This window comes from Paenibacillus sp. IITD108 (assembly GCF_036541265.1).
GTDB lineage: Bacteria > Bacillota > Bacilli > Paenibacillales > Paenibacillaceae > Pristimantibacillus.
This window is the reverse complement of the sequence record NZ_JAZHCT010000005.1, coordinates 80242-105471: the sequence shown is the minus strand read 5'-3', so window position 1 is coordinate 105471 and position 25230 is coordinate 80242. Positions and strand designations below refer to the sequence as shown.

Annotated in this window: 21 protein-coding genes and 1 riboswitch; of the genes, 17 read left to right on the top strand and 4 right to left on the bottom strand. The window is 45.5% G+C overall.

Annotated features, from left to right (window positions below):
• The first annotated feature begins 6 nt into the window (after nt 1-6).
• The 4 genes from V1L65_RS05955 to V1L65_RS05940 all read left to right on the top strand — a co-directional run bounded on the left by V1L65_RS05955 (nt 7) and on the right by V1L65_RS05940 (nt 5661).
• Nucleotides 7-318, top strand: a complete 312-nt coding sequence (locus V1L65_RS05955) for a rhodanese-like domain-containing protein (protein ID WP_331698169.1) — start codon at nt 7-9, stop codon at nt 316-318.
• Nucleotides 319-341: 23 nt separating this feature from the next.
• Nucleotides 342-1661, top strand: coding sequence for a deoxyguanosinetriphosphate triphosphohydrolase family protein (locus tag V1L65_RS05950; protein ID WP_331698168.1), 1320 nt, complete (start codon nt 342-344; stop codon nt 1659-1661).
• 1016 nt (nt 1662-2677) lie between these two features.
• Nucleotides 2678-4978 (top strand): heavy metal translocating P-type ATPase, encoded by a 2301-nt coding sequence (locus V1L65_RS05945; protein ID WP_331698167.1) that lies wholly within the window; start codon nt 2678-2680, stop codon nt 4976-4978.
• Complete coding sequence (locus V1L65_RS05940; RefSeq protein WP_331698166.1) at nt 4975-5661, top strand: sulfite exporter TauE/SafE family protein; 687 nt, start codon at nt 4975-4977, stop codon at nt 5659-5661. Before V1L65_RS05945 ends, V1L65_RS05940 begins: the two co-directional genes overlap by 4 nt.
• 9 nt (nt 5662-5670) lie before the next feature.
• Here the strand turns inward: V1L65_RS05940 and V1L65_RS05935 are convergent, their stop codons facing one another.
• A complete protein-coding gene (locus V1L65_RS05935; RefSeq protein ID WP_331698165.1) occupies nt 5671-6141 on the bottom strand; it encodes a FixH family protein in 471 nt (156 codons plus the stop codon).
• A gap of 72 nt (nt 6142-6213) precedes the next feature.
• A riboswitch (cobalamin riboswitch) is annotated at nt 6214-6439 on the top strand.
• Between the two features lie 143 nt (nt 6440-6582).
• Between V1L65_RS05935 and V1L65_RS05930 the strand changes: the two genes are divergently transcribed.
• The 13 genes from V1L65_RS05930 to V1L65_RS05870 all read left to right on the top strand — a co-directional run bounded on the left by V1L65_RS05930 (nt 6583) and on the right by V1L65_RS05870 (nt 21185).
• Nucleotides 6583-7590 carry an ABC transporter substrate-binding protein gene (locus tag V1L65_RS05930; RefSeq protein WP_331698164.1) on the top strand — a complete coding sequence of 336 codons (1008 nt, stop codon included), beginning with the start codon at nt 6583-6585 and terminating at the stop codon, nt 7588-7590.
• Entirely contained in the window at nt 7587-8630 is a 1044-nt protein-coding gene (locus tag V1L65_RS05925; RefSeq protein ID WP_331698163.1) for a FecCD family ABC transporter permease, read from the top strand. Before V1L65_RS05930 ends, V1L65_RS05925 begins: the two co-directional genes overlap by 4 nt.
• Nucleotides 8627-9403, top strand: coding sequence for a heme ABC transporter ATP-binding protein (locus V1L65_RS05920; RefSeq protein ID WP_331698162.1), 777 nt, complete (start codon nt 8627-8629; stop codon nt 9401-9403). Before V1L65_RS05925 ends, V1L65_RS05920 begins: the two co-directional genes overlap by 4 nt.
• A gap of 202 nt (nt 9404-9605) precedes the next feature.
• Nucleotides 9606-11390, top strand: a complete 1785-nt coding sequence (locus V1L65_RS05915; RefSeq protein ID WP_331698161.1) for a stalk domain-containing protein — start codon at nt 9606-9608, stop codon at nt 11388-11390.
• A gap of 190 nt (nt 11391-11580) precedes the next feature.
• Nucleotides 11581-12405 (top strand): phosphodiester glycosidase family protein, encoded by an 825-nt coding sequence (locus V1L65_RS05910; protein ID WP_331698160.1) that lies wholly within the window; start codon nt 11581-11583, stop codon nt 12403-12405.
• An 18-nt stretch (nt 12406-12423) separates the two neighbouring features.
• Nucleotides 12424-14901 (top strand): ATP-dependent helicase HrpB, encoded by a 2478-nt coding sequence (gene hrpB, locus V1L65_RS05905; RefSeq protein ID WP_331698159.1) that lies wholly within the window; start codon nt 12424-12426, stop codon nt 14899-14901.
• Between the two features lie 35 nt (nt 14902-14936).
• On the top strand, nt 14937-15230 hold the full coding sequence (locus V1L65_RS05900; protein WP_432503908.1) for a DUF1294 domain-containing protein: 294 nt from the start codon (nt 14937-14939) through the stop codon (nt 15228-15230).
• Between the two features lie 24 nt (nt 15231-15254).
• On the top strand, nt 15255-16367 hold the full coding sequence (locus V1L65_RS05895) for a DUF3900 domain-containing protein (RefSeq protein ID WP_331698158.1): 1113 nt from the start codon (nt 15255-15257) through the stop codon (nt 16365-16367).
• 103 nt (nt 16368-16470) lie between these two features.
• On the top strand, nt 16471-17784 hold the full coding sequence (locus V1L65_RS05890; RefSeq protein WP_331698157.1) for a hemolysin family protein: 1314 nt from the start codon (nt 16471-16473) through the stop codon (nt 17782-17784).
• A 45-nt stretch (nt 17785-17829) separates the two neighbouring features.
• Complete coding sequence (locus V1L65_RS05885; RefSeq protein WP_331698156.1) at nt 17830-18618, top strand: undecaprenyl-diphosphate phosphatase; 789 nt, start codon at nt 17830-17832, stop codon at nt 18616-18618.
• Nucleotides 18619-18716: 98 nt separating this feature from the next.
• Nucleotides 18717-19316 carry a hypothetical protein gene (locus V1L65_RS05880; RefSeq protein WP_331698155.1) on the top strand — a complete coding sequence of 200 codons (600 nt, stop codon included), beginning with the start codon at nt 18717-18719 and terminating at the stop codon, nt 19314-19316.
• 130 nt (nt 19317-19446) lie between these two features.
• A complete protein-coding gene (locus tag V1L65_RS05875; RefSeq protein WP_331698154.1) occupies nt 19447-19713 on the top strand; it encodes a hypothetical protein in 267 nt (88 codons plus the stop codon).
• A gap of 35 nt (nt 19714-19748) precedes the next feature.
• On the top strand, nt 19749-21185 hold the full coding sequence (locus tag V1L65_RS05870) for an MDR family MFS transporter (protein WP_331698153.1): 1437 nt from the start codon (nt 19749-19751) through the stop codon (nt 21183-21185).
• 60 nt (nt 21186-21245) lie between these two features.
• On the opposite strand, the gene V1L65_RS05865 is transcribed toward V1L65_RS05870, so the two are convergent.
• Genes V1L65_RS05865 through V1L65_RS05855 form a run of 3 tightly spaced genes read right to left on the bottom strand, consistent with a single transcriptional unit; the run spans nt 21246 to nt 24972 of the window.
• Nucleotides 21246-22403, bottom strand: a complete 1158-nt coding sequence (locus V1L65_RS05865; RefSeq protein WP_331698152.1) for a Ger(x)C family spore germination protein — start codon at nt 22401-22403, stop codon at nt 21246-21248.
• A complete protein-coding gene (locus tag V1L65_RS05860) occupies nt 22400-23881 on the bottom strand; it encodes a spore germination protein (protein ID WP_331698151.1) in 1482 nt (493 codons plus the stop codon). The genes V1L65_RS05865 and V1L65_RS05860 overlap by 4 nt, the downstream gene beginning before the upstream one ends.
• Nucleotides 23878-24972 carry a GerAB/ArcD/ProY family transporter gene (locus tag V1L65_RS05855; protein ID WP_331698150.1) on the bottom strand — a complete coding sequence of 365 codons (1095 nt, stop codon included), beginning with the start codon at nt 24970-24972 and terminating at the stop codon, nt 23878-23880. The genes V1L65_RS05860 and V1L65_RS05855 overlap by 4 nt, the downstream gene beginning before the upstream one ends.
• Nucleotides 24973-25230: the final 258 nt, after the last annotated feature.

The following is a 25230-nucleotide window of genomic DNA, read 5'->3' as shown; positions in this document are numbered from 1 at the left end:
ATTGATATGTTTCGTGAGATTACTGCAGAACAACTGGATGTTTTATTAACAGATAACGCAAACATTAATTTAATTGATGTGCGTGAGCCTGACGAATGGGAAGAAGGGCATATCGCGCAAGCCCGCAGTATTCCATTATCGCAATTTCAAGCGAGAGAGCATGAAGTACACGACGTTCCTGGCGAAGTTATATTTATATGCCGCAGTGGAGGCAGAAGCGGCAGAGTATGTGAATATATGACCAGCCAAGGCTATGATGTTATTAATGTTGATGGAGGCATGCTTTCCTGGAAAGGCGAGGTAGTTACAGGAGAATAGCTTCTTAAGCAGGAGGTGGTCGCATGAATATTCGAAAAATACGGCTTGATGATAATGGCCATCTTCATACTAGCGAGGACCGCGACGAATATGAGAAGGATTATGCCCGATTAATTCAATCGCCGGCTTTCCGAAGACTGCAGGGCAAGTCGCAAGTGTTCGGTGCAGGCTCGGGTGATTATTATCGTACAAGGCTTACCCATTCGTTGGAGGTATCGCAAATTGCTCGCGAGGTGGCGCGCAGATTGGGCAAATCGTATGCTTTCCTTCAAGGCAATGAGCATCCCGGTCTTATTCTGCTCCCAGAGGTAGTCGAATGTGCTTCACTGGCTCATGATTTGGGGCATCCGCCATTTGGTCATAAAGGAGAGCAGGTGCTGAATGATTTGCTTCGTTCCTATAATGGCTCCTCTTATGAAGGAAATGCTCAAAATTTTCGTATTTTAATGTACTTGGAAAAGCGGGCGGGAAGTGAGAGAGGTCTTGACCTGACTGCAGCTGTGCTGTTAGCTATTAACAAGTATCCGGCTTCGCTCGCTGACCCGGCTGTCGTCAAGGGCGTGTATCCGATGGAGTGGAAGGGGATCCATTATTTGCGCGAGCTCTGGCAAATGCCGGAGGGATGCAGCACGTTGGAGGCTCAGTTGATGGATTTATGCGATGATATCGCCTACTCAACCCATGATATTGAAGATGGCATTCGCGCAGGAAAAATTCAATTATCGAACAGCTTCTTTGAAGATGACCGCCTTGTGGACCATATTATGACTGAGATTTTGAATGATACGACGAGCCAGGAATCGATGCGCTGGGAACAGACCAATATAAGACATATGGTCGAGTGCGTGCTGACTGATTACTATCAGCAATGGCAATCCGTCTACGAGCAGTTTGACCGTGAAACGTCCCGGACGAGACGCGAAATGAAAGCGAGATGGGTAAACCGTTTTGCCAATCAAGTCGGTATCATAGAGGATCCCGCAAACAATTGGAAAAGGATTACGTTTGTACGGGATGGGGTAGAAGATATTGAATTGCTCCGCACGATGGAAATATTAAAAAAGCTCGCTTGGGTGACGCTTATAAAGGACTTCCGCGTGCAGCGCCTGCAAAAGAGAAGTGAAATTATGATTCAGCGCTTGTGGGACAGCTTTATTGACTATGATGCAGGGCGCAGCATTTTGCCTCCGGATTGGACCGAAAGCTATGACAAGCACAAGGCCATATGGCCATGGGAAAGGCTCGTCGCTGATTATATCGCCGGCATGACAGACTCGTATGCAGAAAAAGTGTACACAGAGCTATTTGCCAGCCGGTCAGGCTCCATATACGAAAGGGACTAAACGAAAAACACTCTACTGCCTTTGTCGGCGGAAGAGTGTTTTTTATGTTGAGCGTCCGTCTTTGTAAGCTCATTTTAAACTTTACAGGTTTCTATATCCGAAATTGGCGAACAATAGCGGTCGGAATCGTAAGAAACAAAGTATATAGAAAGCTAGCTGCATTCCTGACAAAACACGCATAAATACCTTGAAAAACACAAATGTATATGAAAATTCATACACAATGCGCTGGAATGCCCCGAAAACCCCAATTGTATATGAAATATCATACAGAACTGGTCGATGCCGCCTCCAAACGGCTAAATGTATATGAAAATTCATACACAATGTACTGGAATGCCCCGAAAACCCCAATTGTATATGAAATATCATATAGAATCAGTCGATGCCGCCTCCAAACGGCTAAATGTATATGAAAATTCATACACAATGCGCTGGAATGCCCCGAAAACCCCAATTGTATATGAAATATCATACAGAACTGGTCGATGCCGCCTCCAAACGGCTAAATGTATATGAAAATTCATACACAATGTACTGGAATGCCCCGAAAACCCCAATTGTATATGAAATATCATACAGAATCGGTCGATGCCGCCTCGATAAGTACTTTGCAATAGCAAACGCTGTTTTGAAAATGAGCACTCATGCGCCCAAGCTAACTGATTTTCCTCAGTTTGTTGGGGAAACTTACATTGGAAAACTGTTGTCGTGTATTACTAGTTGGTCAGCCGTTCCGTTATTATGCCCAAAATCGTAGTTTTGAGGCGGCAAAGTGACAGACGTTCCGTTATTGATCCATAAATCGCAGAAAGTGCCCCTTTTGGAGCTGTATAGCGGAATGAGTGACCGCGAAATGAAGAAGTTGGCGGTTTTTAGGCAAATAACGGAACGTGTGACCAAGTTCATTCATTGTGTAGAATCGTTTATTCATGTATTCGCCCAAGCTAACATATATTGTATAGCAAAGTACAGGCCTTGCTTGTGCAGCATGACAGGAATGGGGGCGATAATAAATGAAAGCCCGGTCTCCGGCATATCCACTGATCGATGAAATGCAGCTGAATGAACAGCAGCAGCTTACAACAGGGCAATTCTCTATAACAGGGATGAATTGTGCGGCATGTGCTGCCAGAATAGAGAAGGCGTTGCAGAAAAAGGAAGGTATCAGTGAAGCAGCTGTAAGCTATGCATTTCGCACCGCTTGGGTCCAATATGATACTCGGCAGATTACAATTCCTAAGCTTTTGCAAACCGTAGAGAAGCTGGGCTTTCACGCCTCAGCCAATCAAACCTCAATAGAGAGTATTAAGCAAGAAAAAAACAAATTGAAAACCAGACTGCTGTGCTCTTTATTATTAGCTATCCCGCTTCTGCTGAGCATGACTCAGCATGTGTCATGGTTGCATTTTATTGCTGAGAGCTTGCCGCCTCTGCTTTTTCATCCTTGGCTGCAGCTTGCACTTGGAACGATTATTCAGTTCGTAATCGCCATGCCATTTTATTTTGGCGCCTTTCATGCCCTTAGGCAACGAAGCGCGAACATGGATGTGCTAGTCGTATTAGGTACGTCAACGGCTTATTTTTACAGTCATTATGTTGTATTCCAAAATGAGCTGTGGAAGTCAAAAGAGCTGCTGATGGCAGGCATTCCACTATATTTTGAAACGTCTGCGGTTGTCATAACTGCTATTTTGTTAGGCAAATATATTGAATCCGCCGCCTCGCTCAAAGCACATGAAGCTAATTCAAGCTATAATGACTTGGCCAATAAATTAGCAAGAGTGCTGCGCAAAGAAAAGTGGCAGGAAGTAAGAAGTGAGTTCGTTAGAAAAGGCGAGCTGGTCGAGGTGCGAGAGGGCGAGATTATACCTGTGGACGGCTTGCTGCTTGAGGGCTGCTCCACAGTAGAGGAGTCTTTGCTGACGGGAGAAAGTAAGTTTATAGAGAAAAACCCAGGACAGCAAGTATGGGCAGGCACAAAAAATGGAGCGGGAAAACTGACGATACAAACCAATGCCGCGGGCTATGATACGCTGCTTAGCCAAATAGAAGAGCTGGTCAGGAAGGCGCAGCGCTCTAAAGCGAATATTCAACGACAGGTTGATCGAATTGCTGCTATATTTGTACCCATAATTATGCTGATCGCGACATTGACATTATTGCTGTGGGGAATATGGCTGGATACGGGCAATTGGCAGCATGCTGTTTTGTGCATGGTTGCAGTGCTGCTGGTAGCTTGCCCTTGCGCGCTTGGCTTAGCTGCGCCCTTATCACTTGTGCTCGCTTCGGGGCGATTGGCCAAGCAGGGTGTCGTCGTGAAGGATGCCAGTGCACTTGAGCGTTTGGCAGCTGTCGATACGATAGTTTTTGATAAGACAGGAACGCTTACGACAGGTACGCCGATTATTACACAAATTATTGCTCTTGGCATGACGAAGCACCGTTTGCTCAGCTATGCTGCAGCCGCTGAAATGCAAGCCGAGCACCCGCTTGCAAAAGCAATTGTCAGTCGTGCAGTAGCTATGAAGCTGCAGCTTCCTCAAGCCGAGAATAGCAGCTACATAGCCAGCTCGGGCGTCAAGGCGCAAATAGACGGGCATCTGTTTATGCTTGGACATTTAAGTTTTTTGAAGCTGCACCAAATAAACCCTGTATTGCTATTATTGCAGGAAGCAGAAAAAAGAGAGGCCAATGGCGAGACGGTGCTGTTCGCCGCTTGGCAAAATCGTTGCGCAGGCTTTATCAGCTTTAGAGATCCGATAAAAGAGGAGGCTGCTGAGCTCGTATTTGCGCTGCGAAACACATATATAACGAGTATAATGGCAACTGGCGACGGGGCGGCGCCCGCCCATGCGATTGCTGCCCAAGCTGGAATCGAGCAGGTATACGCTTCGCAAACGGCTGCGAGCAAGCTGGAGCTGGTGCGTCAGCTGCAGCAGCATGGGAAGCAAGTCGCAATGATTGGTGACGGCTGGAATGATGCGCCTTCCTTGGCTGCTGCCGATGTGGGCATTGCAATGGGGAGCGGAACGACAGCGGCTTTGCATGCAGGACATATTACACTGCTCTATTCTAGACTTAAGGCAGTTACAGACGTAATTGCGGTTAGTAAATTGACGATTGCGAATGTGAAACAGAACTTGGGCTTTGCCTTCCTGTACAACATGCTGATGCTACCGCTCGCTATAGCAGGTCTGCTGCAGCCGTGGATGGCAGGAATTGCAATGGCGCTAAGCTCGATTTCTGTTGTAAGCAATGCGCTTCGGCTGAAGCTGCAAATGAATCGCAGATACAAAGGAGCAGCGAAAGGATGATGATAACATGGCATGAGGCGGGACTAATATTGCTGACAGGTATTTTCGGGGCTCCCCATTGCATGGGCATGTGCGGAGGGATTGTAACGACGGTTGCGCTTAACAGCTCTTTTTCTGCATGGCGGGCGAGCCTGCTGTATCACGCGGGAAGAATAACCTCCTATACGCTGCTTGGAATGGTGATGGGCCTTGTTGGTTCCTTCCTCAATGTCGCAGGCAAGGTAGCAGGCTTGCAAGGCGCAGCATCTATTATAGGCGGTATTTTTATATTGCTTTGGCTATGGCGGCGAAATCAGCTGCCATTTTTAGCGGCTTTGTCTGCAAGGCTGCATCATCAAATGACCCCAAGGTCAGAGCGCAGTGCCTATATGGAATCTCTGCATATTGCTTTAACAGGTTTTGCCTTCGGATTTCTGCCCTGCGGGCTGACCTATGCGATGCAGATGAATGCTGCTGCTTCGGGTACAATGGTATCGGGGGCTGTTATTATGCTGTTATTCGGCCTTTCTACCTTTCCTGTACTGGCAGCGACAGCGGCAGCAGCAAAGCTGATTACTAGAAAAAATAGAAGCCTGCTGCGCAAAATCGGCAATGCCGCTGCTTTATTAATAGGAATCATTGCCATAATGCGCGGGCTAGCTGCTAATGGCCTTATTCCGTCTATAGCGATATGGCTATGGTAGTGATAAATGTTATAAAGTGCGGACCGCTTTCATTTCGCGAAACAATGTGACCGGTTTCTCTTGTCCGAGCTTGATCGAGAGTTTAGCCTGCCAGTCGCCTGGCATTAGCGGGTAGCCTTCTCCGATATAAGTACCGGGCTGCTGCTCTTGAAGCGTGAAATTCATATCGCCGCAAAACATGCCGATCATACTGAGCTTCACGGACAGCTCGGCCCCTGTGATCGGCAGTTGATCCTTATCTGCAAGCTCGATAATAAAGGTGTTTGGTGTGAGTACTTTTGCCGGGGCTGGCGTAACCGTCCATATGGCCTGCAAGTCAGCTTGAAGATGCTCGGTAGTAACAGGCAGGCTTTCCTCTTTTGCAGAAGGATGCAATGTATCTTGAAAAAAATAAAAAATTCCGAAAATAAGGATGACGATAGGCAGGCATATTACAATTGCTTTAGATGAATAGTGAGCGGGTGATGCTTTTCTATTCATAAGCGCACTCCTTTCGATTTATGGTCGGGAATGGACAAATAGGCGGTTGAAGTGTATAGTTACTACTGACAATTTTATTTTAATTAAACAGGTGCTAATCGATCGCAGAGATGCTATCTTACGTCGGTCAGCATAATTGGGAAACCGGTGCAAATCCGGTACGGACCCGCCACTGTAATGCTGGACACCAGCCTTGCTGGAAAGTCAACATCAGTTAATGCCACTGAGCAGCCGCTGCTTGGGAAGGCGCTGATCGTTCAAGCTGAGTCAGGATACCTGCCTGTTTAAAAGACGCTTATGCCTACGAGGAATTAGGGAGGTGTTCGGGGGATCCATTGTTTGCAGCAATCCTGCAGGCAATCACGGGCATTTCCGACACTTGTTGTTGGGAATGTTTTTTTGTGTTTCAGCTAGATATAGAGAATAGGAGAGAGATGTTCAATGTGGAAAAATAAAAAATGGAATAAACGAATGCTGCTGTCCTTGCTAGCTGTTATTTTGACAGCTATGCTGGCTGCCTGCGGAGCTGGCAGTACGAATCAGCCTAGCGCTACGCCTTCATCCAGTTCAGCTGCCAGTACGCCTGAGACGACGGCTTCACCGACTCCTGATCAGGAGGCCGAGACTGCCTATCCCTTGACACTTAAGGACAGCACTGGATTTGAGCTTACGTTTGAAAAAGCGCCTGCCAAGGTTGTTTCTATTTTGTCCAGCGAGACTGAAATTTTATATGCGATCGGTGCAGGTGAGCAGGTTGTAGGTGTTGATGATTTCAGCAACTACCCGCCAGAGGCGCTGGAAAAACCAAAGGTGGGAGATGTAACAACAAATATTGAAGCGGTGCTTGCATTGGAGCCTGATTTGGTGCTTGCTTCCTCTACTATGAATACTGCCGCAGTAGAGCAGCTTAGAGCTTTAAATATTAACGTATATGCAACGGATCCGAAAACATATGACGAAGTTGCCCAGAAAATTGAATTAATCGGTAAAATTATGAATAAACAAAATGAAGCTGCTGCAGTAGCGGGTCATATGCTTACAGTTAAATCGGAAGTGACAGACAAAATTAAAGATGCAGCGAAAAAGTCGGTTTTCTTTGATGTTTCTGATGGATGGACAGTTGGCTCCGGCGAGTTTATCGATGAACTGATTTCACTAGCTGGCGGCAGCAATATTGCTGCTGAGCAGCAGGGCTGGTTCGAAGCTGACAATGAAATGGTGATCAAGCATAATCCGGATGTGATATTATTCTCAAGCTACGGAGGGGATACAAACGCTCTGGTGGATGGAATTGCAGCAAGATCTGGCTGGGATGCTATCGAAGCTGTGAAAAACAAAGCGATTTTCCCTATAAATGAGGATCTTGTATCGCGAGTTGGCCCGCGTCTGGCAGACGCCCTGCAGGCAATGTCTGCTGCGGTTCACCCTGAGCTGTTTGAAGCGAAATGAAAATAAAACTTTACTTGTATGGAGGAGCAGCATTGCTCCTTCTTGCTGTTTCTATTATTACTAGCCTTTCTTTAGGCTCAGCGGGCATTTCGATTCAAGATGCCTGGCGCATACTCGTGCATTATATGTTTGGCTTGTCTATGGATAATTCCAGCTTTAGCGGTGCTGAAGTAGCCATCATTACGAAGGTGCGTCTGCCGAGAGTTCTGCTTGCAGTATTAGTAGGAGCAGCTCTGGCCCTTGCAGGCGCGGGCTTCCAGGGTGTGCTGCGCAATCCGCTTGCAGATCCTTATACGCTCGGCGTCGCGTCCGGCAGCTCGGTTGGCGCTGCCTTTATTATAGCTGGCGGGCTGCAGCTTGCCTTGGGGATTTGGACGCTGCCGCTGACAGCGTTCGTAACGGGTACAGCAGCGCTGCTGTCTGTTTTATGGCTGGCTAGACGCAACGGAGCGATGAATATTGAGACGTTAATCTTATCGGGCGTTATAATTCAAGCTTTTTTAGGAGCTTTCGTATCGTTAATGATCTCGATGTCACAGGGCGTCGTTAATCAAATTTTATTTTGGATTATGGGTTCGCTCGCTTTAAGAAGCTGGGAGCATGTTGGGATGATTTTACCGTTTGTTGCCGTAGGACTGCCTGTCCTGTTCATTTTCAGCCAGCCGCTTAATTTGTTCATGCTTGGTGAGAGGCATGCGGCTCATCTTGGGGTGAAGGTGGAGAGGACGAAGCTGATCGTGCTGCTCTGCTCCACCTTTTTGACAGCAGCTGCCGTATCTGTATCCGGCGTAGTCGGCTTTGTCGGTTTAGTCGTTCCGCATCTTGTTCGCTTGCTGATCGGTCCGGATTATCGTTTTTTATTGCCGCTATCGGCAATAGGCGGCGGAATGTTTGTGCTTTGGTCTGACACACTGGCAAGAATGGCAATGAGTCCGAGAGAAATTCCGCTCGGAGTAGTGACCGCTTTGATTGGTGCCCCGTTTTTTGCTTATTTGCTTATCCGCAGAAAGAAAGAGGAAAGTAAGGGAGGGCTATTATGATACAAATCAAAAACGTTTCCCACTTTATCCAGTCAACTGCAATATTAAAGCAAATAAGCTGTTCCTTCACGGAAGGGAAAATATACGGGATTATCGGACCTAACGGGGCCGGGAAATCGACCTTGCTGCAGTTGCTGTCCGGAACTGTCAAGCCAAGCAGCGGCGAAATATGTCTTGATGACAAGCCTGTTCATTTGATCGCGCGAAAAAAGCTGGCCAGATATATGGCTGTTCTGCTGCAGGAAGGCATTCCTCCATTAGGCTTTACAGTAAGAGAAATCGCAGCAATGGGAAGATTCCCCTACCAGAACTGGCTTGGGGGCGAGGATGCTGATGTGGAGAACATGATTGATGAAGCGCTTGCTGCCATGGGAATTGAGCATTTACAGCATCGCAAGCTGGAGCAGTTAAGCGGCGGCGAAAGACAGCGAGTGGCATTAGCCAAGCTGATGGTTCAAAACCCTTCACTTTTATTATTAGATGAACCGACTACTTATTTGGACATTGGCTATCAAATGCAACTGATGGATCAAGTGAAAGCATGGCAGCAGGAACGTAAGCTGACCGTGTTAGCCGTGCTGCATGATTTAAACCTGGCCGCTATGTATTGCGACGAAATCATGGTGCTTCATCAAGGTCAAATTGCAGCTGTCGGCACGCCTGCGCAGGTCGTCACCTCGGAGCTGTTAGGCAACGTATACAATACGAAAGCGGTTGTGTTTGACCATCCGGAAATTCAAGTTCCGCAAGTGCTTTTAACGCCTGGCAATTAAAGCTTACTGCTTAATATTAGTTGAATTGAACAGGATGATATTGAATGAGTGCGCTGCTTTTTACATTAAATGTTACAAAGTTATGACAACCGCAGCTTTAGACTGGTCGTCTCTATGATTTAGTGCAACTTTAAAAGGGCATGCTCGTCTAATTATGAGATTGCAACTAAATACATAGTTTTTGTAAAAAGGAGAATTATCCATGTCTATTCAGAAAAAGCATAGTCGGCTGCAGCGGCTGGCAGTAGCATCTGTACTGAGCGTAGCGCTATTGACTTCTCCGGTAACGCCATCGGCTGTCCATGCTTCAACAATTACGAGCGGAACATCATATGTTATTTTACATATCGATCAACCAGAGGTTTATTTGAATGGCGAGGCATTTACGTTGGATTCCCCGCCCATTATCCGCAAAGGAAAAACTTATGTGCCAGCTAAATTTTTAGGCGATGCCTTCGGGATGAAGGTAGAATGGATTGAAAAAACGCGTCAAATTATGATGGAAACGCCCAAATTCAATATTCAATTCGATACCGTAAACAAGGAAGTATTTGTAAATGGCCAGCGTTTTAACTTTGATGATGTAGCTATGCTTGCCAACGGAAGATTATTAATCAAGTTGACCTGGCTCTCTGATTACATGGGGGCTTCCTATATATACGATCACGAGCTTAGAAGGGTCGAGGTGCTTCATACCCGAAAGCCGGAAGGCGTATATGATCCTGAGGAAAAAAACTCTACTCCAGTTGCGAAATTTGCACTTGGCAAAACGGAATACCGCAAGGGGGAGCCGATTAAATATATAAATTTAAGCTATGATCCTGATGCCGAAGGCTTGAAGCTGGAATGGAAAGGCCGCGAGGATGTGTTTTTTGAAGCAGGAACCTATCCCGTAACCTTAACGGTTACAGACAAAAAAGGAAAGGTGAGCGTGCCTTTTACAAAGGAAATTGTCGTAACGGATGAGGTCTATTTATCAGAGCAGGAATATCCGATCTATATGCAGCCTGTTGGCGGTTATGTGAAAACGGACTGGAGCACTCTTTATAAATATTATTTGAATTTGCCGGATCTGCCGAAAAAAGTAACGGAAGATAACTCCCGTACGCTGCTAATGAGCGACAGCCCCGAAACCTTCAAGGAGCTCGGTATTTTGTACCAAGACAAAATCAACGGCAAGGGAAGACTGTATGCGGACCATATTAATGGAACAGAGGAGACAGTATCGTTTGCTATTCTGGCAACGAACACTTCGGATCATGATGTAACAATTAAAACGACTAACAAAGGCGAGGTATACCCGTCCATTTATGCGCACTTGATTGGCAGCGAAGCGATGGTGGATTTTTTGATGGGAGAGGACAAGCAGGAGCAGATGGTCATTCCTTCTGGACAAACGTTCGTCTACAAGCAGTTTCCTGATTTTCATCCTTCACAAGGCGTTAATTTGATGTACGATGTAGAAACAGACGGCGAAATCCAATTTACTTTTGCAGCGGACAAGGCAGTATCGTCTGCTATGCTGGACTTGCCGAAGCTGGCTTTCAACGGCCATATTCGCGGCACCTTCCAGACGACAGGCTTTGATTGGAAAGTGGATTTATCCGAAAAAGGCTTAACGGCCCCGCTAAAGCTTGTGCTAGGTGACGGTAAAGTCGATCCATTCGTACAGGGCTATGATCCGCAGCGCGGAACGGAAGCCGTGCTATCTGGAAACTATGGCACTGTGTACAAAATCCACTCGGAAAAGCCGAGAAAAATGGCTATCATGCTTTTGGCCAAAGGCGGTTACTTCAAAGGGCCTTTCAAAATTAACGGTGAAATGATGAAGGCGCCGGCATCGGGAGTGTTGACTGCATTCGACGGCATGGTCATGCTGGCAAAGACTACAGGAAGGGAACAAAGCCTGGATATTGAATTCAGTCCGCCGGCTGGCTCAGCGTTCCCAATCAATTTGATCTTCTATCCATTGGAGGAGCTCGATTAATTCATTTTGAAATATCAAGCAAGCTGTCTCATTGTCCTAAAAAGAAACATCGCACGTCCTTGATTAAGGAAGTGCTGTTTTGAACAAAGGATGCGAGGCAGCTTGCTTGTATACGTTTATTTTCCCAAAGTGCTGCTTTTTTTGTATAATAGCTTAGTAGTTGGATCATTGATTTGAAGGAGAAGGTCGAATGTCTAGCAATCAGCATGTCAAATTAACCCGTAAGCAGTGGATCGCGTCATTTAGCATATTGGCAGGTATTTTGGTTATACTCGCTATCGCGCTATATTTCATGATACAGTCGATTACTGGCAGGGATGCAGTTAATCAGGGAACGATCGAGCATGTAAGCCAATACAGCTATCAGAGGCTGGAAGCGTCCAATGGCGCCATTATTCATCAGTTAGTGACGAAGCCGTCCAATATAACGCTTGAAGCCATACATGATAATGTTACTTTAAGCAACAGGGTAGGCATCAATGGCGGTTTTTTCTTTGGCGACCAATTGCTGAGCATCGCCGTTGTGAACGGTACAGCTGTTAATGGAAAGGCTAGCGATTACGGCAGCGGCGGGGAAAATGTGAAGTATAGCCGAGGAACCTTGGTATGGGACGGCGCAGCAAATACAATGAATGTGCAGGTTCTAAGCAAAGCAGAGGAGATACGCGTTAAAGACTATACGCGTTTCTGGGCACAGGGCGGCATAAGCATGAGCCTGCAGCAGGACGATCAATGGCTGAGCCAGGCTAAGCTTGAAGAAGCGCCATTTATGGATTCGGCCAGATTGCGATCAGCTGCCGCTTACGATGAAGCGGGCATGCTGTACCTTTTCGTTAGTGAAACGAAGCATACTTTGTCTGAGTTTCGGGCAGCTGTAGTAGAGCAGACTGGCGCTGGCAAGCTGATTGACGGCATTTTTCTTGACGGCGACGGTTCCTCACAGCTGCTTGCCAAGGAAGCAGCATTGCCAGGCGATTCCAGACCGGTTGTACAAATGATGAGGATTTTAAAATAAGGAAGGAACTAACAGCGTATGAAACAGCTTCCAATTGACGCTATTCTTCCAGAGCTCTTGCAAAAATTAGAGCAGGAAAACAATATTGTCCTGACGGCGGAGCCAGGCGCCGGTAAAACTACAAGAGTGCCGCTTGCTTTGCTGAATCAAAGCTGGGCAGCGGGCAAAAAAATAATTATGCTTGAGCCAAGACGGCTCGCAGCCAAATCGGCTGCTCAGTATATGGCAGCCTCCCTGCAGCAAAAAGCAGGCGGAACAGTAGGCTATCGCGTGAAGCTGGATACCTGTATTAGCGAGTCAACCAGAATTGAAGTAGTAACCGAAGGGATCTTAACCCGCATGCTGCAGCATGACCCTTCGTTGAGCGATGTGGCTGCCATTATATTTGATGAATTTCATGAGAGACATATACATGGCGACTTAGGATTAGCTCTTTGCTTGCAGGCACAAGAGCTTTTTCGCGATGATCTGCGAATTATTGTCATGTCTGCAACGCTCGATACGAACGAATTGGCCCAGCTCTTAGGCAATGCCCCTATCATAGCCAGCCAAGGCAGGAGCTATCCTGTCAGCATTCAATATTTGGACAAGCCTTCGAGCGAGGCGCTGGATCAATGTATGTGCCGGCTTATTGTCGGCGCATTGCAGCAATGCGGCGGAGATGTGCTCGCTTTTTTACCGGGTATTGGCGAAATAAGAAAAACGGCGCGCTTGCTTGAGCAGCAGTTGAAGGATTCCAAAGTCTGCATACATATGCTGCATGGCAGCATGCCGCTGGAGGCACAAAGCGCTGCAATTGCAGCCGCTCCGCCGGGATTTCGAAAAATTGTGCTTGCAACCTCAATTGCGGAAACAAGTATTACGGTTGAAGGCATTACTGCAGTAGTCGATAGCGGGAAAACTAGAATTCAGCGGTTTTCTTACCGAACGGGCATGTCCAGGCTGGAAACTGTTCCAATCTCGGCAGCAGCAGCGCAGCAGCGCAGCGGAAGAGCAGGCAGGCTTGCGCCTGGACGCTGTTATCGCGCTTGGACCGAGCAGGAGCACAGGCTGCTGTCTGAGCATCATGTTCCAGAAATATTGCTGGGCGATTTAAGCCAGCTGGCGCTTGAGCTGCGCATATGGGGCATTAAAGGCTGTAATGAGCTGAATTGGGTAACTGTGCCCGCAGAGGCTGCCTTTAATCAAGCGATCGAGCTGCTGCAGCTTTTAGGAGCGATCGATGAAGCGGGCCATCCTACCAAGCAAGGCATAGCCACCGCTCAGCTTGGCGTTCATCCGAGGCTTGGCGCAATCATACTGAAGGCACTGTCGTATGGGCAGCAGCATCAAGCATGTATGCTGGCGAGCATGCTCAGTGAAAGAACGTTGGCTGTTTCGGCTGCTAACCAGGACGTCGATACCCAACTTCAAAATTTGCTTGCTTACAGCTCACAGCCTGCCGCCCAAAAAATAATCGCTCAAGCTAAGCAATGGGAGATGAGTCTAGCGCGGATTATGGCGGCAAGCGGCAGCAACGCAGAAGAAAAGCTCTCCACTGGAGTGCTGTTATCTTATGGCTACCCTGACCGGATCGCTAGACAAAGAGAGGATAAACGTTATTTGCTCGCCAATGGAAGAGGCGCCGGAGCCATAGATGATGCTTTGCTTCAAACACCGTTTATCGTTGCTTGCGAGATTGAAGACGTCGGCAAAGACAGCTATATCCGATCAGCAGCAGCCATTAGCTTGCCTGAGCTGCGGCAATATTGCAGCAGTCTTATCATTATTGATGAGCTTATACAATGGGAAGAGGCTGGCCAGTCTGTTAAAACGCATAAACAGGAACGCATTGGCGCCATTATTTTGAAAGAGCAAATCATCCCCAATCATAATTGGGAAATGGTAACGGAGCAGCTCATCGCGCAATTGCGCAAGCGAGGGTTGACTATGCTTCATATGACAAAGCAAGCGAGACAGCTGCAGCAAAGAATGCAGCTGATGTACAGGTATTCGCCCGGCAGCTGGCCAAATGTATCTGACGAGGGCCTGCTTCAAAATGCGGAGCAAGGGTTAAAACCGTATATATACGGCAAAAGCTCTGCTCAAGAGCTGGGCAAAGTTTCAGTAGCGCAGCTTTTAGCGGGAATGCTTAGCTGGGAGCAGCAAAAAGAGCTGGACGAGCAGCTGCCAACACATATAACTGTGCCTAGCGGCTCGAAGCTGCCAATTGATTATTCTGATCCTGACAGGCCGATATTGTCAGCCAGGCTGCAGGAATTATTCGGTATGAAGCAGACGCCGATGCTTGCGGACGGGAACCTTCCCGTTACGATTCAACTATTATCGCCAGCACAAAGACCGGTGCAGGTGACGAATGATTTGGCAAGCTTTTGGAGCAGTACTTATTTTGAGGTGAAAAAAGATTTGAAGGGAAGATATCCGAAGCATTACTGGCCCGATGATCCGCTTCAGGCTGTTGCGACTAACCGGGTGCGTCCACGCGAACAGCAGTAACACTGCAACCTTCATATAGACAAGGAGAAATAGTTGTGGATAAGGCAATATGGATCATAATTATACTGTATTACTGCTGCATGAACGGTTATGCTTATTGGCTAATGAAGGAGGATAAGCAGCTGGCCAGGCGGCATAAACGAAGAATTTCGGAAAAACGTTTTTTTTGGCTCTGCTTTTTAGGAGGCGCAGTCGGGATTTGGCTGGCGATGAAGGTGTTTCATCATAAAACGAAGCATGCCTCTTTTATCTTTGGCGTTCCTACCTTGCTGATCCTTCATATCGGGACGATCTATGCCGCCGTTCATTTATATGAATATTATTATTAATTGAGCTTAGAAAGGGCTGCATTCATGGATTTTTCATTGCAATATTTATCTTTTTTTGTTATTCAGACCGAGGGTGATGCGGATTCATCCGTCAAGCGCTTCAAGCATTATAAAACATTAGAGCATGATGAGTACGAAGAGAGCGAGCTAAAGGACTTTTTAAATGATGAATTCACGAAAATCGTCAAGCGCAAAGTAGAGCGCAATCCCAGTTCTGCCAATGTGCCTACAAAAATCGGCAGGTTTATGGTTGAGCCCGGCTACGAGCTGGATAGCAATCAGAACTATAATTTGTTTCAAAGATTAAGAGATGCCGATAATAAAGAAAGATTCTTCGGCATAGCCGATGAGCTGGTGCGTATTTATATGGATACCTCTGCGGTAAGAGGCGGAGCATTTATTATTGCTTTATCCAAGCTGAACACTTATTTTGATGAGCCGTTTCTGTTTTTGCTGAAATGTGATTTTGAACCCAAAATTGCTACTATATCGGAAAAGAGCTTAATTACTCAAGTAGAGATGGCTATAAGCGCACGCAGCATAAAGTCGATTCAATATCCTCATATGCCAGAGACTGGAACGCTTGAGCACTGGGAGCTGAAAATCCATCAAGCATCTCACGCCAGATATTTCGAGGATTTTCTAAAATTCGTATCCTATGAGAAGCCGCTGCCTGAAGTTATAAGCGAGCAGGTTGTCGATATGGTGCATCAATATGTTTCTGATACGTTTCAAGAAGAAGCCGGGGCAGCAAGGAGCGAGGCGGAAAATGCCGTTGAGGTTTGGGCTGCCAGTGAGAAGCGGGAGCTGCAGGAATGGTGGTCCCAAGAGCAGGTTGAGGTAGCCGCAGCCGCTTTGGTGGAGCAGAAGGAGGATCTTCCCTTTGCGTTTAAAATAGGCAATGCCTCCGTAAGCGGACAGCTTTCCGACTTCGGCATTACGATTCATTTTGCGAAGCATAATGATCGTTATGTAGCCGTGCTGGAAGGCGATGCTTTTCAATTCCAGAAAGGCTTGTCTCCGGTTGAGCTTTTGCAGCCGCAAAGCCTGGAAGAGCTGCTGCCGCTAATCGGAACGAAGCAAAAGCATGATGAGGATGAGACGGAAAATAACGGCGATAATGAGGTTCCCTGGTAATATGAAGCAATCATTAGCGTATGGAGTATAGACCGCGTATACATCGGAGAGGATGTAGAAATAGGAATTAACCTATTATTTACATTCAGATAAGGAGATTACGATGGTTCTCAAAATAGTGTTATTTATTTTATTACTCGTACTAACAGCTTTTTTTGTAGCGACTGAATTTGCCATTGTCCGCATTCGCACAAGCAGAGTCAATCAAATGGTAGCCGAAGGCGTGAAAAATGCAAAGGCTGTTCATCGTGTAACCTCGCATTTGGACAGTTATTTATCTGCCTGTCAGCTGGGCATTACGATTACTGCGTTAGGACTGGGCTGGCTGGGAGAACCGACGATCGCCAAGCTGCTGCAGCCTTTGCTTGCTTATTGGCATATTCCTGCTGAAGTAAGCACAATTATTACTTTCGTATTCGCTTTCGCTCTTGTGACCTATTTGCATGTCGTGCTTGGCGAGCTAGCGCCAAAAACGCTTGCAATTATTAAAGCTGAGCAAATCAGCCAAGCAGCTGCACCAGTAATCATTTGGTTTTATAAACTGATGTATCCGTTTATTTGGCTTTTGAATGGATCGGCCAATGGACTTGTCCGCCTGCTCGGCTTCAAGCCTTCGCATGAGCAGGAAGCTCATTCGGAGGAAGAAATTCGCATGATCGTTACAGAGAGCTACGAGAGCGGCAAAATCAATCAGAGCGAGTATGGTTATGTTAATCGCATTTTTCAATTTGATGAACGTCTGGCAAAGGAAATTATGGTGCCGCGAACCGATATGGCTTGTTTATACGTTGATGCATCGCAGGAAGAAAATTTAGAAACGATACGCCAGGAGCGATACTCTCGCTTTCCTATCGCCAAGGGGAGCAAGGACAATATTATCGGTATTTTGCATACGAAGCACCTGTTTTTGCACGACCCGAAGGATGGACAATTTTTAATTGACGAGCTGCTGCAGCCGGTGCTGACTGTGCCGGAAGTGATGCCAATCAGCAAGCTGCTGCGCAGAATGCAAAATGAGCGTGCGCAGCTGGCTATTTTGCTTGATGAGTATGGGGGAACCTCCGGTATGATTACGATTGAAGATATAGTCGAGGAAATCGTAGGTGAAATCCGCGATGAATTTGACGAGGATGAAGTGCTGGAAATTGAGCAGCTGGATCAGAACCATTATCGGGTTAGCGGTAAGGCGCTTATTAGCGATCTAAATGATGTTATCCATATGAATTTGGAGAGCGGAGAGGTCGATACGATAGGCGGATGGATATTCGAGAAAAACCCGGAGCTGGAAGAAGGAGAGCCATGGGCGCTTGATCATGTGATTTTGACGGTACAGCAAAGAGATGATCATCGCATTTATGTGGTCGATATCGAAGTAAATCGATCAGAAACAGAAGTATCTCCCCTTGGACATGCATAGTATTTAATATAGGAGTGAATTTAGCCAGCGGAGGGAGAGATATCGTTGTACGAATTAATTCAAGCTATTATTATGGGGATTGTAGAGGGCTTAACAGAGTTTTTGCCGGTATCCTCGACAGGGCATTTAATATTAACAGGCGAACTGTTAGGGTTTGTAGGGGATCGTGCAAAAACTTTTGAGGTTGTTATTCAATTCGGCGCAGTGCTGGCGGTGCTGGTGTTGTATCGCAACCGCTTTGTCAGTTTATTGAATTTTAATTTCAAAAAAGGCGCAGGCTTGAACGCGCTGCATATTATTTTGGCTATGCTCCCGGCAAGCGTTGTAGCGGTAGCTTTGCACAGTGTCATAAAAAAATATTTGTTTGGTCCCCAAACCGTGCTAATAGGGCTTGTTGCAGGCGGTATTCTGATGATTATTGCAGACCGCTTCAAGCGTAATATCGTTGCGCAGGAGCTTGACGATATTACATATAAACAGGCCTTTGCCATTGGCTGCTTTCAAATTTTAGCGCTCTGGCCGGGTTTTTCCCGATCAGGCTCTACGATATCCGGCGGCATGCTGTTTGGAGCAAGCCAGAAGGCAGCAGCGGAATTTACCTTTATTGTCTCTGTTCCTATTATGGCCGGCGCCAGTATGGTTGATTTGATAGGCAGCAGGGAATTTCTGGTGAAGTCAGATATCCTTCTGTTTCTTGTCGGCTTGATTGCCGCTTTTATAGTCGGTATGATTGCTGTCGTTACTTTTATTAATATGATGAAAAAGCTGCGTTTATCATGGTTTGCTTATTATCGCTTTGCGCTTGCTGCTATCTTTTTATTTATTATGTTTTAAGGAATTGTAAATTTAGTTTGGCAGATTGTAACTTATTTACAGTGTCATCCGTCTAACAATAAGATAGAGAGATTATTAGATGGAGGGGGCTTGGAGTTGTGTTCAGTGTGACGTTTATATCATTTAAAAAATACATAAGCCTGCTTATTATCGCTGCAATAGTGGCAGCGGGCATTGTAATTGCGCCGAAGCAAACATATGCTTGCGACTGCGCTGCTGCACCTGATGTATTGAAGCATCGCGATGAACATGACGCAGTTTTTAAAGGAACCGTAGTCTCGGAGAATAAGAAAAAGGGTAAAGGTATTATATCTTCAGGCGGCACGTACAAAATAACGTTTGATGTAAGCGAGGTATGGAGAGGAAAGGTTACCTCTTCTATAACTGTTTTATCTGCATTTCATGAGGCGAGCTGCGGCTTCAGCTTTGAAGAAGGCAAAACGTATCTCGTATACGCCAAGCTTAAGGATAGCGACTTGCATGTCAGCCTATGCAGCCGTACCGCATCTATTGATATGGCATCGGAAGATTTAAGCCTGCTTGGAAGCGGTTCTGCGCCGCCAGAGCTTCCTCTTTCGCAAAAAGCGGCATCTAGTGAATCCAATGCTACCCTATGGATACTGTCTATTATTATGTTAATGACGCTGGTTGTTGTCGTGCTGATATTTAGACATAATAGCCGAGCGAAGAAGCTTTAATTCGTATTCCTTCGTTAAAGGAAGGACGGCGAAGCCATTATCCTTGCCTCGCAAGCATGCTGTTGCAATGTTTGCGGGGTTTTGCTATTCTACATGGACGAATACTTAACGCCTAGAAAGGGATGAAACAATGAATATTACCGTTATTCACGCGGAAATGAATTACACGAAGGAAGACGGTTACGTTGGAAAGGTTCAATTTAATGTAGAGGGCCATAAAAACGAGTATGAAATGGCTCTTCAAAGCAAAAAAGGCAAGGATTGGGGCTACGGCTTGTTTTTTTTGCATGAATCAGGCAATGAGGAGCAGCTAAATGAGGTTGAGGATGAGCTGGAGGAGAATGATGAGGCATTTGATAGGCTGGTAGATGCAGCAATGGATGCTTTGCAAAAATAGTCAAATGTTAGCTACATAGGAAGGCGGGAGCGCCGATGAATAACGAAGCTGTTACGAATGATGCTACGAAAAGAAAAATTACAATCGCATTATTTGTAGCTACCTTTCTTGCGGCCATCGAAGGGACGATAGTAGGCACAGCAATGCCGAGTATTACCCGTGAGCTTCAAGGCATAGAAAAGTTCAGTTGGATCATCTCTATTTATTTGCTTGCGACAGTCATTACAACGCCGATATTCGGCAAGCTATCAGATTTATATGGCCGCAAAAATGTTTTTATTGCAGGTGCGATTATTTTTTTAACCGGCTCGGCTTTATCGGGGCTCGCCCAATCGATCGACCAGCTTATCTGGTTTCGGGCTGTTCAAGGTCTTGGCGCCGGCGCACTTATTACGATTCCCTATACGATCATCGGGGATTTATACAATTTCGAACAGCGTGCAAAAATCCAAGGCTGGCTTTCCAGCATATGGGGAATAGCAGGTATATCCGGACCGCTAGTAGGCGGGCTTTTTGTCGATTATGTATCATGGCGCGCCATATTTTATATGAATATCCCATTTGGAATAGCGGCGATCTACTTATTGAGCAGCTCTTTGAAGGAATCGATAGCAAAGAAAAAGCAGCATATCGATTTTCCGGGCGTTATTGTCTTTTCATTAGCGATGATTTGCTTTTTGTACGGGATGTCGCTCATTGATACAAGAGGAAGCGGCGATACGTCCGCCAGCGTTCTGCTTATAGCGGCCTTGTTGCTTGCGGCAGTATGCTTGCTCGCTTGGTTTATTTACATTGAAAAGAAGTCGCCGGAGCCGATGATTCCGCTAGAGCTGTTCAAAAATAAAACAATCAGCATTTCCAATTTGGAAAGCTTTCTTTTTTGCATTCTAGTAGTCGCTGTAACATTTTACTTGCCGCTGTGGATGCAAGGGGTGTATAACAAGTCTGCTACTTACTCCGGCATTATGATGATTCCATTGTCTATTACTTGGCCGCTTGGTTCCATCCTTGCCGGTAACTTAATCGCTCGGGCAGGGTTGAAGAAGCTTTGCTTTTTGGGCGCCATTATTTTGTTGATCGGTACATTCGGCTTTACGACGCTGCATGCGGATTCCGCCATGCTTTGGTTTGCCGTCTATTCTGCTTTATGCGGGCTTGGCTTTGGCTTCATATCGACCTCGATTACGATAGCCGTCACTTCTGCTGTAGGCATGAGAATGAGAGGAGCCGCAGTGGCCAGCAACAATTTTATTAGAACGATTGGTCAGACAGTCGGAATTACGATTTTTGGATTAATGCTGCATACAGGCAAAGCGAATGAAATTGAACCTGCAATATTGCAGGTGAGCCTGCACCGCATTTTTACGATAGCGGCGATTATTGCGATTGTAATTATTGCTGTTGCTTTCATTATGCCCAAGCGAGATGAGAGGGATGGCGTAGCAGCACAGCAAGCTAATGAAGCTAAATAAAGCAGCAACAAGGGAGAATCAGAAGTCCGATTCTCCCTTGTTTTTATATCACGGTTACAGTTACTCCACTTTAAGCTTATATTTGCCTGAATGGATTAAGGTTACTTTTACTTCAACGTTTCGAAGTGATTCTTTCGTAAGAAAAAATGTGTTTTTGCTGTGCTGTTTCTCCCAGAGCGTATTGTCCATTCGATAAAGTCGCGAACCGAGCTCTAACACGTCTGCCTTAATCTCGACTCCCTTTTCGAATGACGCTCTAATTTGATTCGCTATAACCTCGCCTGCCTGCTTCTCGATATTTTCTTTCGTTTCATTTCTGATCAATTCGTCGACATAAGCCAGCAAGGAAATTTTTATATCAAAATTAACTTTTCCGTCTTTTTCGTAATGATGGATTTTAGTTTTTGGTTTCTGCAGCACAATTGCTGCTGCGGGATCTTTATCATCAGGGATGTTGATTGGCGAGCGTTCCAGCTTGTGCTGCATCCAGCGGAAGCCCTCCAGCTGTTTTGCTGTCATGTACCCGCTATATTTTTTTTCATTGTAAAAGTAGGCGCCGTTGATTCTAAACATCGACGTTCCTTTTTTATCCTCAAACCAGTTGTTGTGGTCAATCGATAAAGCAGGGAGAATGCCTAATCCTGACGGTTCATTCAGACTTGCTATTAATTTGTAGCCGTATACTGGCAGTATATAGGAACGTTGAGAATATATTTGCGACGGCTGCGCAAGCAGCGATTCGATAGGTGTTATATTCAAATTTGATTTTTGTGAAAAGATATCGATCATCGATTCGGTAGTGCCATATAGCAGTATGTTATAGCGAATTTCACGATAACGATTGACCATGTCATAGGTTTCAGCTACTTGATCAATATCTTTTAAAAAGCGTTCGCTTAAAACGATCGCTTTTACATGTCCCCAAAAAAGTCTTAATTGAGAGGTAGCATAAATACTGTTGAACGACTCCGTCACTGTAGTGCCTGTCCCTTTGCCAATCCAATTGGGAACATTTTTACCCATGGCATTAGCCTCGCCTTTAGCAACGTTTGAGAAATTTAGTACCTGCACGTAGGTCGTATATTGATTATCCGCATAATCGAACCCGATAGCTGTGACATAAGCCATATTTTGAATATCCTTTGAATTCCAGCAGGAGGTTAGCGATAACAGAATGAAGAGGTTCAAGAACAGCAGAAGTAACCTTTTCTTTCTCATTCCTTTTCCTCCCCTTGATGATCGGGATCAATCGGATGCAGCGCTTTTGGGCGGTAGCGTATTTTGTTCCAGGGTGCTCTCAAGTACCCCCTTAATATATCTCCCACATTGGGAGGCGACAAAGGGGATAAATAAGGTACGCCAAAAGAATGAATTTTTGACATATAAAACATCAGCAAAACAATGCCCAGTATTAAGCCGTACATGCCGATAATGGATGATATAAGAAACAGAGTGAAGCGTATAACGCTGACCATTGTGCTAAGCGTTTGATTGACAAGCGTTACGCCCATTACGGCTGTAATCGATCCTACGACTACTACGGAAGGGGACACGAGACCGGCCCTAATAGCAGCATCTCCGATAACGAGAGCGCCGATTACGGTTAGCGTCTGCCCGATCGAGCTTGGCAAGCGGACGCCAGCTTCTCTGAATATTTCCAGCAGCAAGAGCAGGACAAACATTTCCATCTGGGCTGACAGAGGAAGCCCTTGCCGCGACACGGCGATGGTTGCCATAAATTGAAAAGGGATCTGGTCCTGATGAAAAGCGGTTAGTGCGACCCATAACCCGGGAAGCAGCAGCGCCAACACAAAACTGATTATTCGAATAATCCGGGCAAAAGATACATATTGAAAGCTGAAATGCATATCCTCCGGTGATTTTAGTATCAGCCCGAATGTAGCTGGTCCGATTAGCGCCTGAGGGTTGCCGTCCACAATGATGGCAAATCGGCCTGCCAGCAAGCCGCTCACAACGAAATCTGGTCTGCCAGTAGTATCAAGCAAAGGAAAGAGAGGATATTTCACATCGACGATTTCATCCTCTAATTGGTTTATGCTGTAAATGCCATCGACATCTATGTTATTCAAGCGCTCTCGTACCTCTTCTAATATTTTTGGCGATAAAATATCGTCGAAGTATAGTAAGCCAATTTTCGTCTTTGTTCGTGTGCCAAGTACAAATGATTCACAGCATAAGGAGGTGCTGCGGATTCTTTTTCTAATAAGCGCAATATTTGTCGTTATATCTTCAACAAAGCCATCCTTGGGCCCTTTGATCGATATTTCTGTACTGGATTCTTCAGGGGAGCGTTTTGGCCGATTGCTCATATTTAGCTTGTAAACAGAATTGTACTCTAGAAAAACCAGCACAAGATCGCCATCAAATATAGCATCTATCATGTCTTCCTTGGCTTGCTTCGCTTCGATTCGTTTAAGCGGCAAGGGACCGATCGATTGCTCATCTAACAGTGCTTCGAAATTGTCCTCTAGAAACTGCTGATTTAATTCTGGAAGCACAGTCTCTATAATTTGCCAGCTATCGCAAAGCCCTTCCGAGAAAACGAGTATGATACTGAAACTTATTTCTTCATGCTTATAATGAAAGGAGCGTATGTTGACATCAGAAGCTTTACTGAACATATCTCGAAGCGATTGCTCGGTCCAGACTGAGGCTAGATCAGCTTGTTGACTCATTTTTGCACCTCCTTGGAAGATTTGCTAAACAGAGCAATGACAGTCAATATTGCACTTAGTATCAAAGTGATAATTAAAGTGATAACGAGATACTTTTCAAATAAATCCAAATAAAACGTATGTTTTCGGCTTATGTAAAGCGTGATAACTAAATAGCTGAGTGTAATGACACCTAAAAAGCGGTTGCGGGATTTTGGCTTTTTAAAAGCAATCAAATCATACAATAAAAATTGAGCCAAACTAATTCGCACCGATGCCCCAGCGATCCACTGAAAAACAGAAAAAAAGTCAACATGCTCAATATACGAACCCAGTTTTACAAGCCTCCACTGTTCATAGGGAGACACCATTTGCTTAGCTGATTCATCAGGGCCGAATTCTGTTATGGCACCCACTACCGGTCCGAGTGTAATATAGGCAAGAACGAGGCCAAGCAAGAGCATTTGCCATACTTTAACCTTTTTAGACAAGCGATGCTGAAGAAGAAGCACCAGAGACAGTTCGATAAAGGCGCCGCCAATATAGACCATGCCATTTAAAACACGCCCCCAGCCATCTTCCATCATAGGCAGCAATAAAAACCAGTCTTTATTCGGCATATTAGCAAAGGAAACATAGTAACCGAGACAAACCACGATTGGCAGCAATATGCCTGCTCCTATAGCAATTGTACGTATGCCGTTTCTGGCAGCAAAATGACTTACGAGGAGAAGAGTGAGAATGAGCACATATTGAGGTGTAGCCGGCAAGTAATTAGATACCGTCCACAGAGTTGTTTGAATAATGGTCATACCGCCAATTAAGTATAGCTGTGCAATAATTGGAGCCAGTATAAGCCAAGAAAGTAATGGAGAGGTTTTCTCGGCGAGCCAAGGCTGTATTTTTTGTCTCCCTGATTTGTTCATAATGTACACAAGCAAAGCACACCATGGAAGAAATAAAAGAGTAGCAAATAGAACAGATAGCCATGCATCTCTTCTTGAAGCCTCAAGCAAAATCGGGTTGACGATTACATGACTGAGTAAGCCGTTAAAAAGCATGATGACCATGAAAAGTTGTATGAAGCTAATTTTTCCAGTTGTTTTGATCATGCAGATTACCCCATACGTAAAGTATTTTTTACTATAATTGAGTCATATTGTTACCATGTATTACTAATGCTATTCATGAAAACAAGTGAGTCTTCAAGCTATTGTACAGATGTCCAATTAATTTTAGGGTTGCGAAGCTTCTTCGGATTTGATATATTAACATTGATATTGATAATCCTTCTCAACATATAGTGTGAGGAAATGGAAGCTATTATTGTTCAAACATTATAAAGAATCTACATAAAGAGGAGTGAGAAG